Source organism: Kamptonema sp. UHCC 0994 (genome assembly GCF_029167235.1).
In the GTDB taxonomy this organism is placed as follows: Bacteria; Cyanobacteriota; Cyanobacteriia; order Cyanobacteriales; family Microcoleaceae; genus Kamptonema.
The window spans coordinates 1-13,916 of sequence record NZ_JARFTR010000081.1 but is presented as its reverse complement, the minus strand read 5'-3'; the positions used below and the strand labels follow the sequence as shown (position 1 = coordinate 13,916).

At 40.9% G+C, this 13,916-nt stretch carries 10 protein-coding genes; 3 read left to right on the top strand and 7 right to left on the bottom strand.

All coding sequences use genetic code 11. The features are described 5' to 3' along the window. Positions 1–104 precede the first annotated feature (104 nt). A complete protein-coding gene (locus tag PY364_RS08265) occupies positions 105–1,115 on the top strand; it encodes an adenosine kinase (RefSeq protein ID WP_275521762.1) in 1,011 nt (336 codons plus the stop codon). A 38-nt stretch (positions 1,116–1,153) separates the two neighbouring features. On the opposite strand, the gene PY364_RS08260 is transcribed toward PY364_RS08265, so the two are convergent. The 4 genes from PY364_RS08260 to PY364_RS08245 form a co-directional block, all read right to left on the bottom strand. Further along, on the bottom strand, positions 1,154–1,756 hold the full coding sequence (locus PY364_RS08260; protein ID WP_275521761.1) for a 50S ribosomal protein L25/general stress protein Ctc: 603 nt from the start codon (positions 1,754–1,756) through the stop codon (positions 1,154–1,156). Positions 1,757–1,820: 64 nt separating this feature from the next. Continuing rightward, complete coding sequence (locus PY364_RS08255; RefSeq protein WP_275521760.1) at positions 1,821–2,186, bottom strand: hypothetical protein; 366 nt, start codon at positions 2,184–2,186, stop codon at positions 1,821–1,823. A gap of 11 nt (positions 2,187–2,197) precedes the next feature. After that, positions 2,198–2,659 carry a hypothetical protein gene (locus tag PY364_RS08250; RefSeq protein WP_275521759.1) on the bottom strand — a complete coding sequence of 154 codons (462 nt, stop codon included), beginning with the start codon at positions 2,657–2,659 and terminating at the stop codon, positions 2,198–2,200. 35 nt (positions 2,660–2,694) lie between these two features. Then, on the bottom strand, positions 2,695–4,035 hold the full coding sequence (locus PY364_RS08245) for an adenylosuccinate synthase (protein ID WP_272034184.1): 1,341 nt from the start codon (positions 4,033–4,035) through the stop codon (positions 2,695–2,697). Positions 4,036–4,154: 119 nt separating this feature from the next. Here PY364_RS08245 and PY364_RS08240 point away from each other — a divergent pair, with 119 nt between their 5' ends. Next, entirely contained in the window at positions 4,155–5,192 is a 1,038-nt protein-coding gene (locus PY364_RS08240; protein ID WP_275521758.1) for an adenosine deaminase, read from the top strand. 161 nt (positions 5,193–5,353) lie between these two features. On the opposite strand, the gene PY364_RS08235 is transcribed toward PY364_RS08240, so the two are convergent. The 3 genes from PY364_RS08235 to PY364_RS08225 form a co-directional block, all read right to left on the bottom strand. Continuing rightward, entirely contained in the window at positions 5,354–6,583 is a 1,230-nt protein-coding gene (locus PY364_RS08235; RefSeq protein WP_275521757.1) for a response regulator, read from the bottom strand. 18 nt (positions 6,584–6,601) lie between these two features. Beyond that, positions 6,602–9,460, bottom strand: a complete 2,859-nt coding sequence (locus tag PY364_RS08230; RefSeq protein ID WP_275521756.1) for a hybrid sensor histidine kinase/response regulator — start codon at positions 9,458–9,460, stop codon at positions 6,602–6,604. A 456-nt stretch (positions 9,461–9,916) separates the two neighbouring features. Then, complete coding sequence (locus tag PY364_RS08225) at positions 9,917–12,916, bottom strand: amino acid adenylation domain-containing protein (RefSeq protein ID WP_275521755.1); 3,000 nt, start codon at positions 12,914–12,916, stop codon at positions 9,917–9,919. Between the two features lie 325 nt (positions 12,917–13,241). On the opposite strand from PY364_RS08225, the gene PY364_RS08220 reads away from it, so the two are divergent. Further along, positions 13,242–13,871, top strand: coding sequence for a Vat family streptogramin A O-acetyltransferase (locus PY364_RS08220; protein WP_343277564.1), 630 nt, complete (start codon positions 13,242–13,244; stop codon positions 13,869–13,871). The last annotated feature ends 45 nt before the right edge of the window (positions 13,872–13,916 follow it).

The window sequence follows — 13,916 nt, the reverse complement described above, 5'->3', positions numbered from 1 at the left end:
AACGCCGCCCTCTGGGCGGTTAATCACCGCCCTCTGGGCGGCGTTACAAAGTCATTGCACTGAAAACCGCTATAGTTAATATTTAGTATAAACAGAAAAGAGTTATGACGGAAAATCAAGATTCGACAGTGGATGTATTTGGCGTGGGTAATGCCTTAGTTGATATTTTGGCATTTGTGGAAGATAATTTTGTGCAACACCACGCTTTGAATCGCGGCTCTATGACTCTGATGGATGCCGAAAAACAGGGGGGGATTTTGCACGATTTAGAGCATACTTCTCTGCAACTGCGATCGGGGGGTTCGGCGGCAAATACGATGATTGCTTTGGCTCAGAGTGGCGGTAGCGGCTTCTATTCGGGTAAGGTTGCTAAGGATACAAATGGGGAATTTTATCGGCAAGATTTACTGGCGGCGGGGATTGAGTTTGATGTGCATCCTGCTTCTGAATTGAGCGGGCCTACGGGTACTTGTGTGGTGCTGACGACTCCTGATGCGGAGCGTACTATGTGTACTCATTTGGGAGTTTCTACGACTCTGACGGCTACTGATATTGACTTGGATCGCCTCGCTCGTTCCAAGTACAGTTATATTGAGGGCTATCTTTGGGATGCGGCCGATCCTCGAAAGGCTAGTATTGAGACTATGGAGCACTCGAAACGCAAGGGAGTAAAGGTTGCTTTTACTTTTTCGGATGCTTTTTTAGTCGATCGATTTGCTGATGATTTTCGGCAGGTAATTACTAATTATTGCGATGTACTTTTCTGCAATGCAGATGAGATGCGCCGATTTTTTGAGGTGGAATCTTTGGAAAAATGCGCTCAGAGTTTGGGAGAATTAGTCGATTTGGCTTTTATTACTGACAGCGCAAATGGCTGTTTGGTGGTGGAAAATAAACAGATTACTAAAGTTGCTGGATTTCCAGTCCAAGCAATTGACACTGTGGGAGCTGGAGATGCTTTTGCAGGGGGCGTTTTATTCGGACTTACTAATAATTTGAGTCCTCAACAGGCGGGACGCTGGGGGAATTATCTCGCCTCTCGCGTGGTGGAGGTTCACGGGCCCCGTCTAGAGGAATCTCAACGCGATCGCATTTGGGAAGTTATTGGTAGTTAACGGTTAACAGTTAACGGTTAACTGTTAACTGTTAACTGTTAAACTGCTGCTGCTACTACTTCTTCTGTTGTTTCTTCTGCTCCACCTTGAGATATCAACACGCTTACAACTACTTGATCTGGTTCGCCAAGTGGTACAGCTCCTTCAGGTAATACCAGCTCGTGAATGTGTAGAGCATCACCTACGTGCATCTCGGAAATATCAACGTTAATTGCTTCGGGGATGTTGTCGGGTTTGCACTTGAGTTTGAGTTGCGTCAGTACGGGGTCTAAAATTCCGCCTTCCATTTTAACGCCGACTGCTTCTCCGATAAAATGGAGACTTACTTCTACTTCAAGACTGTCTTGGGTAGCGACGGAGAAGAAGCTGAGGTGATAGGGATGACCTTTCCAAGGGTGAACTTGCACTTCCCGCAGCAAGGTTTTGCCACTCCAAGAAATGTCAGGAATGTTGAGCTGAATTAGAGCATTGTTGACTACGTGCTTTTTGAGCAGTGTCTCAACGGTTTTGGCATTGATGGTTAGCGCAATGGATTCAGCGCCGCTGTGGCCGTAGAGTACGGCTGGAATTAAACCGGAGCGGCGGAGAGCGTTGGGTTTACTGCCTTCTGCCCGCTTTTGACATTCTACTGTGAGTTCCATTTTGTGTATTCTGGTTTCTTGCTATGACATTCTACCAAATTTATGCTACCGAATCTCAAATTTATTAGACTCGCTGGAGATAGTGGTAATTTTCGTTTTCAACACACTTGAGTAATTCTAGCAGTTTCCTCATGTAGTAAGTTTCCTGTTGATAGTCTTGTTTTGAAGGGTAATCTCCTAGTTTAGTAAGTACAGTTTCGCTTTGGCTAATTATTGCGTCACGAAAAAAGTCTCTGAGTTTTTGGCGAATATCCTGATTTAACTCAACTACAGGTAAAACCACATCTTCCCCATCTAAGTGCAGTTGGGTATCTCTAGATATGCCAATTTTTGCAAATTGAGATTTTGCTAACCATTCGTAAATAGATTCTGTTATTCTTACAGAATCAGATGGTTCACCATTTACTGCATAAAAGCTGATGTCAAACATGGGGATTACTCCTAAGACTTAACATCCATAAACTCACTCAAGGGAATATTTTCAGCGTAAACTATACCCGCTTGAAAAAATTTAGCTTTACCAGGCCCAGAGATTTTGTTTGCACTCACAACTGCGATGACAGTACCAGTCTCAATAATTTCCGCGATCTCTTTTCCAGAAAGGTATGTGGTTTTGATTTCTATGTATGGTTGATTTGTTGTTCTTCTATTTAAAGTTAATTGTGACTGATTGGGGTTTGGGGTGTTGTATTGACTGTGAATGTTGCAGATGATTTCTTGAACTCGCAAAGTATCATTTAGATTTAAAATCGCAATGTCGCCTTTGGGGTCATTCCCAGTTGTTCTCTGGGATGGAATCATCGCTTGAGACAACTTTCTGATAACCCAGCCAACTAAGTCTCTGTGAATTGTTAGCTGGTATATCAGCCGATCTTCATCGGTTATTGGAGCATCATCAGCCATGAGTGGATCTTTAATTTCCTATTCTGGCAAAAGTCTTAGCCTTGAACGCCAACGGATGTGCCGTTAGCATACAACAAAGCTCGCTTCGGCCCATGAATGGGATCTTCCACAATGATAGTTTGATCGCGACTTGCTCCCAAAGAAACGATCGCGATCGGTACTGCCATTAACTCTGCCAAAAACTTCAGATAATCCAAAGCTTCTTTAGGCAAATCTGCCAAAGTTCGGCACTCTTCGGTTGACTGTTTCCAACCCGGCATGGTTTCATAGATAGGCTTGCACCGTGCAAATGTTCGAGAACTACTAGGAAAATCTTCGATGCGATCGCCATCAATTTCATAAGCAACGCAGACTTTAATTTCCTCTAACTCGTCTAAAACATCTAACTTTGTAATCGCCAGACAATCTAAACCATTAATCCGCACTGCATAGCGGCCAATTACCGCATCAAACCAACCGCAGCGACGTTTCCGGCCGGTTGTAGTCCCAAATTCTGCACCGCGATCGCACAAAACTTGTCCCACTCCATCTACCATCTCTGTAGGAAAAGGCCCCTCTCCCACCCGCGTCGTGTACGCTTTCGCTACCCCAATCACGCGATCGATCATCGTCGGGCCCACACCCGCACCCACGCAAGCGCCACCCGCCACTGGATTAGAAGAAGTCACATAGGGATAAGTCCCGTGATCCAAATCTAGCAGCGTCCCTTGAGCTCCCTCAAACAGAATATTTCGGCGCTTCTGAACCGCATCGTAAATCTTCAGAGAACTATCCACAACGTGGGGACGCAACCGTTCTGCATAAGCCAAATATTCCTCAATCACCACTTCCGGGTCAAGGGGTGGCAAATCGTAGAGCTTTTCCAGAATGACGTTCTTATAATTAATCGTCCACTGTAACTGCTTCCGCAACCCGACTGCATCCATCAAATCAAGAATGCGAATCCCCGTGCGTTCCGACTTATCAGCGTAGGTAGGGCCGATACCCCGTCCCGTCGTCCCAATTTTATGAGTCCCGCGCCGTTCCTCCGATGCTTGGTCAATCAACCTGTGATAAGGCATCGTGACGTGGGCGGTTTGAGATATCATCAAGTTGCGCGATGAGATATTCAGCGCATCTAGCTGATCCAATTCTTGAATTAAAACCTTCGGGTCAATTACTGTCCCACTGCCGATGATACATTCCGTATCAGGATAGAGAATTCCAGAGGGGATTAAGTGCAGTTTGAAGGTCTGACCGTTTACGACAACGGTGTGACCTGCGTTTACGCCCCCTTGGTAACGTACAACGACATCTGCGGATTTGCTGAGCAAATCAGTAATTTTTCCTTTCCCTTCATCGCCCCATTGGGCACCGATCACAACTACGTTAGCCAAGGGTCTCTCACGAAACGCTAAAGTTGACACAAACTCGAATTATGCACAGATAGTGTCGCTGGTGTCAAATTAATTTTTGTTAATTTTGTTAAGCTTAAAAAAATAAAGGGGAATTAGTTATGACTTTACACGCTGAGTTGCACCGTCACCTGGGCGGTTCTGTAGTACCCCGGATTCTGTGGCGGTATTTTGAACGTCACGACGCTGAGATAGCTGGTCGATTTGAAGAATATTCTGAGTTTGAGCAATTTTACACCAAGCCGCGCAATACTCTGGATGAGTATTTAGAACTGCATACTATGGTGGAAAGCGTTCAGACTGCTGAAATGCTACCCTATTTTATCTATCGGTTGATGCGGGGAGCATATATTTTTGAGAATTTAGCTTATTTAGAATTGCGCTATACGCCTTATTTGCGGACACCGGAACATTTACCGATGTCTGAGAGAATTGAGTTAATGGCAAAGATTGTGGAAATTGTCGGGAAAGCTAGTCGGGGTAGCGATTGTCCGATTGTAACTAGCCAAATTTTGTGTATGCACTCGCGTTTGCCTTTTGAGGTGAATAAGGCGATCGTAGATTTGGCGGCGGGTATGGGAGAATACGTCTGTGCTATTGATGTAGCGGGTGGTGATGCTTGTATTGCCGATCGCTTGGATGAGTTTGTGGGATTGTACCAGTATGCGCGATCGCTCGACATCAAAACCACTGGCCATCTCTACGAAACACCTTCAGGCTGCTATCCTGAATTATTACCATATTTAATGCGAATTGGTCACGGGATTCAGATACCTTTAAAATATCCTGAATTGTTACCAGAAGTAGCCAAAATGGGGCAATGTTTGGAAGTTTGCCCGACTACTTATTTAAAGACAGGAACGCTTTCGGATTTGCGGGAATTAAAGGTAGTTTTTGATCGCTGTTTTGAGGCAGGTGTTGATATTGCTATTTGCACGGATAATGCAGGTTTGCATAATGTCCGATTACCGTTTGAATACGAGACTTTGTTAACTCTGGATGTGATCGATTTTCGGCAATTGCAAGCCTGTCAGAATGCGGCTTTCCGCCATGCTTTTGCTTGGCCTTATAAAGAAAGACCGGAGGATATGTTAACAGGTTTGTTGAAGCCGGAACCAGTTCCCGCAATCGTTCGCTAGGAGTCTGTAGGGTGGGCATTTGCCCACCTTCCACAGCAGTGGCAAAACTATCCGTAACGCCGCCTTCTAGGCAGTTTCTTTACCGCCTAGAAGGCGGCGTTACGTAAAGTGTGCGTAAGTCCTGACCTAAAAACAAAGAGTTGCAATTAGGATGGCTAATTTTAATTTGGAAGTATCACTTCTACTGGCAGTATAATAGTAAAAGTAGAGCCCTTACCAACCTCGCTTTCAACGAAGGTATCCCCACCCATAATCCGAGATAACTTTTTAGTAATTGCCAACCCTAATCCAGTACCCCCATACTGTCGTGTAGTTGAAGCATCAGCCTGGGTGAAGGGTTGGAACAGTTTTTCCATTCGTTCTGGAGCTATGCCAACGCCTGTATCAGTTACCTTAAATAAAATGTAGGGAATGACTAATTTTTGTTCTTCCCCATCGATCGTTCCAGATTGCCGATACTCTTTTTCTACATTAATAATAATTTTGCCTTTCTTTGTGAATTTGCAGGCGTTACTAAGCAAGTTAAATAAGCTCTGACGTACCTTAGTTAAGTCAGTTTTCATATAGCCAAAATTGTCTGCACAGTTAACTACCAAAACATTAGCATTCTTGTCTACCAGAGGCCGAATCATTATGATGATTTCCCTAATCAACAATGAGATATCGACGGTTTCCAAGTAAAGTTCAACTTTACCCGATTCAATCTTAGATAAGTCAAGAATATCGTTAATTAGCCCAAGTAAATGCGTGCCTGCACCGTGAATTCTTTTCAGATCGGCAATCAACTCTTTTTGATCTAAATCTTCCGCTTCTTCTTGCAACATTTCACTATAGCCGATAATCGCATTGAGAGGGGTGCGGAGTTCGTGGCTCATGTTGGCGAGAAACTGGCTTTTAGCAATGTTGGCTGCTTCGGCTGATTCTTTAGCTGCTAACAATTCCACAGTCCGTAATTCAACTTTTTCTTCTAGTAGTTGCTTCTGCTGTTCTAATTTTTTAGTTAAGCTATATAATTTTAAATGAATTCTAATTCTTGCTAACACTTCTTCACTTTGGAATGGTTTAGAAATATAATCTACGGCTCCTACAGATAATCCATTAACTTTATTCTCTGAATCAGATAAAGCGGTTAAAAAAATAATCGGAATTTCGCAGGTTAAGGGATTAGCTTTCAATCGTCGGCAAGTTTCAAAACCATCAATACCAGGCATCATTATATCTAATAAAATTAGTTCTGGCTGATGATATTCTACTTGTTCAATCGCAGTTTCACCATCAATAGCAACCGAAACTTGATAACCCACATCTGTCAATATGTGGGCTAAAACTTCTAGGTTGTTGGGATTATCATCTACAATCAAAATAGATTGCTCTTCTGAAATTTCACTCATAAAGCCACCACAAATTATTCATGATTCACCCTCAGATTCGGCTAGGTATTTTTCTATGTAGGTTCGCACCTGTTTAAGCTTGAAAGCTTTAGCAAATTCGCGCAGATGTTGAACAAAAGGGATAAACTCATTGTCTATCTGTTCAATTCTTGTCAACTCTTGTAGTAAATCCTTAATCAATCCCTTACGACTGAGATTATACAAGATCAGCAAGTCTTCATTCGATGGTGGCACAACTTCAACAACTTTTTTTGTCAATTCTAGTTTGCTTTCCGGTTGTAATTTTTCTTCATAGATCCATTCTAAGTTCAAGAGAGTTTTGACCGCCTCTAACAGGCTATCAGCTTGGATCGGTTTAGGCAAAAATTCATTAGCTCCAATATCCATACTTTTTTGCCGATCGGAATGGAATACACTAGCTGAAGACACGATCACTGATAAATTAGCAAATGATGCGGATTTTCGCAAATTTTTAACCATTTCATAGCCATCCATAATCGGCATAGCAATATCAGTAATAACTAGATTTGGTTGAAACTCAGCAATTTTATCAAGTCCTTCTTGACCATTTTCTGCCTCAACAATTATAAATCCAATAGGACTGAGTAAATTGACAATAACAGAACGGTTTTCCCAACGGTCATCTACTACTAGAACTTTAGGCGGATCGCCCTTAAAACCAATAATAATTCCCTGCTGAGAACTTTTAGTATTTTTTGCCCATTCCTTAGCTTCGGGTATATCTATCTCAAAACAGAAAACACTACCTTTGCCTAATTCACTTTCAACTTCCAAGGTACTGCCCATCATATCAACAATATTTTTGCTGATAGCTAATCCGAGTCCAGTCCCTTCTGATTGCTTCTTCATATTACCCGACTGCTCAAAGGGCAAAAAGATATTTTTAATATGATCGCTTGGTATACCAATTCCCGTATCTTCGACTTGAAATCTAATTCGATATAAAGGTAGTTCTCTGGTTTCATCTTCCACTATTCTTGATGTGATTATAAATTTGACGCTACCTTCTTCCGTAAACTTAATAGCATTACCTAATAAGTTAATCAATACCTGCCGCAATCGTTTTTCATCCGCAGAAATACCAACTGGGAGTTCACCTTCAATAGTATAAATGAAATCAATTCCCTTTTGATCTGCCTTAATTCGACAAATTTCAACGACTGCTTGCAGAAAAGCGGGAAAATGAAAATCTATAGCATATATTTGCATTTTCTGGGCTTCGATTTTAGAAAAATCAAGGATATCGTTAATCAGAGTTAGTAGGTGGGAGCCACATTGGTTAATAATATTAATTCCTTGTCGATCTGACTCAACTATGTGTTTCGACCGCTGAAGAATTTGGGCATATCCTAAGATACCATTGAGAGGTGTCCGCAGTTCGTGGCTCATATTAGCCAGAAACTCACTCTTAGCGCGGTTAGCAGTATCAGCAATTTCTTTAGCTTGTTTAAGCTCTACAGTTCTGTCTTCAACTCGCAGTTCCAATTCCTCATTAGTTTTCGCAAGCGCGGCAAAAGATTCGCGGACTTGCTGAGCCATTTTATTAAATAAATATCCCAAACGACCCAATTCATTTTGGCGGTTGACATTAACTTGGATATCAAGATTACCAGCAGCAATACTCTCAGTTGCGTCCATTAATTGATTGAGTGGTGTAGAAATTTCGCGTCGTAAGATTAAGAACACAATAATAATTTCAATCAGTAATGCACTTAGCCCTAATAGGAGAATCATGCGAGCAGTAGAAAAGGCTTCTTGAGTGAGCAGATTTTTGGGGAAAACTGTAACTAAATACCAATTTGGCTCATCAATTCTAGTAACGCCCAAATATTCATCATACTTGTAATTGTCAATAATAATAGTTTCCTGTTTATGTCTCTTGACTAATTCATAAATTCCCCGCAGATGAGCATCTCCTGATTGGGCGATGGAAAATTGTCCATTTCCCTTTTGAATACTTTGCATAAGTTCTGGGTGAGCCACTAGCCGCCCATCCGCTCGAAAAATCATGTTGTATGTGCCTTTAAGCCCTTCATTAATAGTCCGCTTCTGTAAATCACCTATTAAAATATCATGTCCAAGTGTACCAATATGCTTGCCATTTACATCTAATGGTGTCACACAGGATGCCATCCAAGCTACAGCTACTTGGTCATAATAAATGCCTGTCCAGACTGTTTTGCGTTCAGGATCGTAGATTTCTCTGGTGATTTGAAATGACTCATCATCTGTGACGCGGAAAGATTCATTAGAAGGTGCTTTAAGGGCCCACGGATACTGGTGCATATAGATGATCAGCCCATTTTCAGGAATTTGCGTATAGGTGTTAGCAAAGCGATTGCGCCAAGCTGGGCCATAAGCACTGATTATTTTATAGAAAGCAACCATTCGCCGCTGCATTTCAGTATCAATATTGACATTTTTACCGAGAAATAAACCTGCCGTTTTGTCAATTTGAAATAGTTCAGGGCGATTGCGAATTGTGCCATCTGGATATCTAACAAACAGTTGGTCGAATTCAGTTTTGGGGTCGATATCTGCGTCTACTTTTAGTTGATATAATAAAGCTTGTTTGAGCAATTTATGGTTATCTTCTGCTAAGATAAATATTGATCTCTCGCGTTCCGCGCGTAATTTTATGTATTGCTCCAATTGAGTTAATGAATTGCTAGTAATTCTTGAAATAATTTGAAAATAACTAATGCCTGTTGATGCAACGATAACCATGCCCATGCTGAAAGCTATTTTTAACAGTGTTTGTTTTGTTAGGGATTCTTTCGGTTTATTTGGACTGTTGCTAACACTTTCGATGATAGATCCAGAAAATTTCAAGTTTTCGAGTAAATTTCTCTTCATTTCAGTATCTTACAGGGTAAGAGGATCTTAACTTAGGTCAAATGAATCGCAGCTTTTTCTGACAGTAGAGCATTTTTTATTATTTTATATTCAAATGGCATTTGTCAAGGAAAATTTTTGCTAAGTTAGATGCTTTATCTTGGGGGTTATGGTCAGTCGGCAGATCGTCACTAAGGATAATTCTAATCTAACTCAGCTTAGGATTTCAAGTCCTGATGCTATATTATCGCTTTTGACTAAAATTATGTACAGACAGCTGCTATGGGTTAAAGGCTTAGCGGAGTGAACAATAACTCGGAAAATTGATATAAAGTGATAAGCTGTTACGCATCTAAACTGTATTATTACTATCTATGACCTCACTCCCCGAACTCTCTTCCCTGCAAGGTTTGGGAGAGGAATAGAGCGCTATACATTAATAGGCAGGGTTTAAATGCGTAAAAGCCGATCGGTTAACTAAATATCCTGTGACAGAAAACCTTGACGACGGAAATAGGATAAATAAGCATTTAATACTGAATAATTAATGGGAGGACAGATAATATTAGTACCTGCCAGTCGAGTCTGGGTGTGGTGGTCATCAAACTTTTGACAGACAAAAGATGTTGTCTCAATAAAAGTTTTTTGGCTATAAGGTAATTTTTTAACAAATAGAGAAGCCATCGGAGTTAAAGCATTCTCTGGAGACATATTGAGTAGTTTTGCCTGCCACTGTGGATAAGAAATAGAAGCAACAGCATAACCAATGTCGTTAATATTCAAGACAAGTTCATTCATAGATAATACATGAGAACTAAATAGATGAAATGTCTTGTTAATAGACTCTGGTTGCTCTGATAAATACCGAATCGCCTGAACGATATAATCTACAGGTGCGAGATTCATGTTCAGCTCTAATTCTGGGCCATATCCTAATTGAATCAAGCCCTTGACGATCAGACATATTGTATTACTGAGTTGAAAAGCACCTGTTTGGCTATGACCTGTCACCATTCCCAAGCGATAAATAGAAACTGGTAAACCACGATCGCGGGCAGCCATAACTAATTTTTCAGCCGCCCATTTACTTTGAGAATAACCATCGGAATATCCTTCAGGACTGAGTAACTCATCTGTTTCCTTAATTAAGTCCATGTGATTATAGTTCGAGGATTGAAACACATCCAGGGTAGAAATATAGTGGACGGGTGTAATTTTTGTCAGAGTTCCTAGGCGCAATATCTCCTTAGTACCACCCACATTTGTATCCCGTAAAGCAGTGTAGGGATAAATCAAATTTACATAAGCACCACAGTGATAAATCACATCAATTATATCTGCTAATTCCCTAAATTGTGATGCCGATAGTCCCAATAATGGCTTTGATAAATCTCCGATAATGGGAATAATTCTATCGCTAAATGATTCTTGCCAAATTTCGTAATTTTGCAGAGTGGTAATCAGTCGAGAGGTAGAGGCTGCTAAATTTTCAGCACGAACTAAACAGTAAATAGTCACTTGGGGATTATGTAGCAACAATTCATGCAGTAGAAAAGCACCAACAAAACCCGTTGCACCTGTCAAGAAAATATGCTTCGGATTGGATCTGGCAATTGTCAACGGGCGAATTGTTTCATCTAAGACTGCATCAGCCGATAAGTCAGCAATATTGGTTTCAAAAATTGCTGTAGATCCGGAAGATTGCACAACCTCGATTACCTCAGCTAATCCAGAAATTGTCGGAGATTTGAACAGACAATCTAAAGACAATTCTACTTGAAAATTTTGCGATATCCGATTTAGTAATAAGGCTGTGCGTAATGAATTTCCGCCTGACTCAAAAAAGTTTTGATGGATACCAATTTCAACTCCCAAAACAGAAATCCAAATTTCAGCCAATTTTTTCTCTATTTCTGTGCGTGGAGGAACAAATTCTTTAACACGATCGAGAGTTGGTGTAGGTAGTGCTTCTCGATCTACTTTACAATTAGGTGTTAATGGCAAAGCATTCATAAAAACTACAAGCGCCGGCACCATGTAATCAGGTAATTTTTGTTTGAGTGCTGCTCGCAACTCGGCTGAGCTTAGTTTTAATGATTGTGAATTTAACACTACATAAGCAACTAAATAACTGTCTCCATCAGCATCTTTTTTAACAACAACTACCGCATTGTCTACCGCAGGATTATCTAAGCACGCTGCTTCAATATCGTTTAATTCAATCCTATGTCCTCGAATTTTAACTTGGTGATCGCTACGTCCAATAATGACAATATTACCATCTGATAGATAATGAGCTAAGTCACCTGTTTTATACATACGAGCGCCTGGTTTATTGCTAAAAGGATCGTTAAAAAACCTTTCTTTAGTTAACTCTGGACGGTTAAGATAACCTCTCGCTACTCCAATACCCCCAATATAAATCTCTCCGCTATCTCCCTCAGCAACAGGCTCAAAAATGTTATTGTTAGAATTGCGTGGATACTTGAACAGATAAATTTTAGTATTTAAAATTGGGCGACCAATTGGTATGGTTTCCTCACCAGATTCTACCCGATAAATCGTTGACCAAGTAGTTGTTTCTGTCGGGGCGTACATATTCCACAGGGAGGAACTTCGCTCTAGTAATTGATTGGCTAAGTGTCGATTTAGAGATTCTCCTCCACAAATAATTTTTAAATTGCGATTGCCTTGCCAATTAACTGCTAATAGCATTTTCCATGTTGCAGGAGTTGCCTGCATGAATGTAGCGCCAGATTCAGTGATTGTTTTAGATAACTTAATTGGATCTATGGCTACTGCGCGATCGACAATAACAACGTGAGTCCCAACTATCAAGGGTAAAAAAAGTTCGACAACAGCAAGATCGAAGGAAATAGTCGTTACTGCTAGTAGTATATCTCGCTTTGTAAATCCCGGTTCTTGCTTCATCGATAGCAGAAGATTGACTACACTACGATGAATAATTTGCACGCCTTTAGGTTTACCAGTCGAGCCTGATGTGTAGATGGTATAGGCTAAATTATCTGGCGTGACTTCACTATCTAAATTATCTTGGCTTAGTTGCTCAATTTCTTGCCAATTTGAGTCTAAACACAATACTCGAATACTATTTGTTTTAGGTAGGCAACTGAGAAGATGCCTTTGGGTAAGCAGTAGTGGAAGCTGGGAGTCTTCCAACATAAAAGCTAATCGATCTTCGGGATAACTTGGGTCAAGAGGAACATAAGCACCGCCAGCTTTTAAGACTCCCAAAAGTCCGATCAGCATATTCAAGGAACGATCGACGCATACTCCAATCAGGGTTTCTGAATTAACACCTAAGCTTTTCAGATAATGCGCTAATTGATTGGCTTTTTGATTTAATTCTTGATAAGTGATTTGCTCGGATTGAAAAATTGCCGCAATAGCATTTGGTGTTTTCTCTACTTGGGATTCTACTAATGTATGAATGCAGGAATTTTCGATGCTTTTCATTACAAACCTTGTTAATAAAATATGACAAACTTAGAGCGCGACGGGGTGTGAAATTTTAGCATTTATTAGGCAGCCATTGCTTGCGCTTTACCGTCTTTGTTTAGGTTGCAAAGGTGGTAATCAATGACACCAAACTTTTGGTTGTGGCATAGACTCATATAATTTACTAGACCTACCTATGCTCATCCGGAACAAAAGGAGAAATTTAGGTAAATTTATAACTTCTATTCCGTGAAATAACTCAAGCACCTTCAGATATGATATAATATCTCACCTAAATCAGTTAGTTAACCGCTCAGCTTATTAAATAGGAGGACAAAATTTGATAGAACAATTGGGCCCTAATCCTAACAAACCATATCCTTTAGCCGATCATCGCCGAGTATGCTTTATCAAAAATTTTGTCAAGTCGCCAAATATTATTGTTGGCGATTATTCTTACTACGACGATCCTATTGACCCCGAAGGCTTTGACAGAAATGTGTTGTATAATTATGGGATCGATCGCCTGATTATCGGCAAATTCTGCGCGATCGCGACTAATGTTAAATTCATCATGAATGGCGCAAACCACAAGTTAGATGGTATTTCCACTTACCCATTCCCTATCTTCGGTAACGGTTGGGAAACTGCAATGGATAAGTTAATGGACTTACCCAGTCGCGGCGATACTGTCATCGGTAATGATGTCTGGATTGGCTACGAATCTCTAATCATGCCGGGTGTTAAAATTGGTGATGGTGCGATCGTTGCAGCTAGATCGGTTGTTGTCAACGATATTCCTCCCTATACCATTGCTGGCGGAAATCCTGCGCGGCCAATCAAACAACGATTCAGCGATGCTGAAGTAGCGCAACTTTTAGAAATTAAATGGTGGGATTGGGAGATAGAGAAGATTACTCGCAACATTGATAAAATTATGGATGGCGATGTTACCGCCCTTCTAGATAATTAAATTAGGATTTATGCAGCTTTACGTAACGCCGCCATCTTGGCGGTG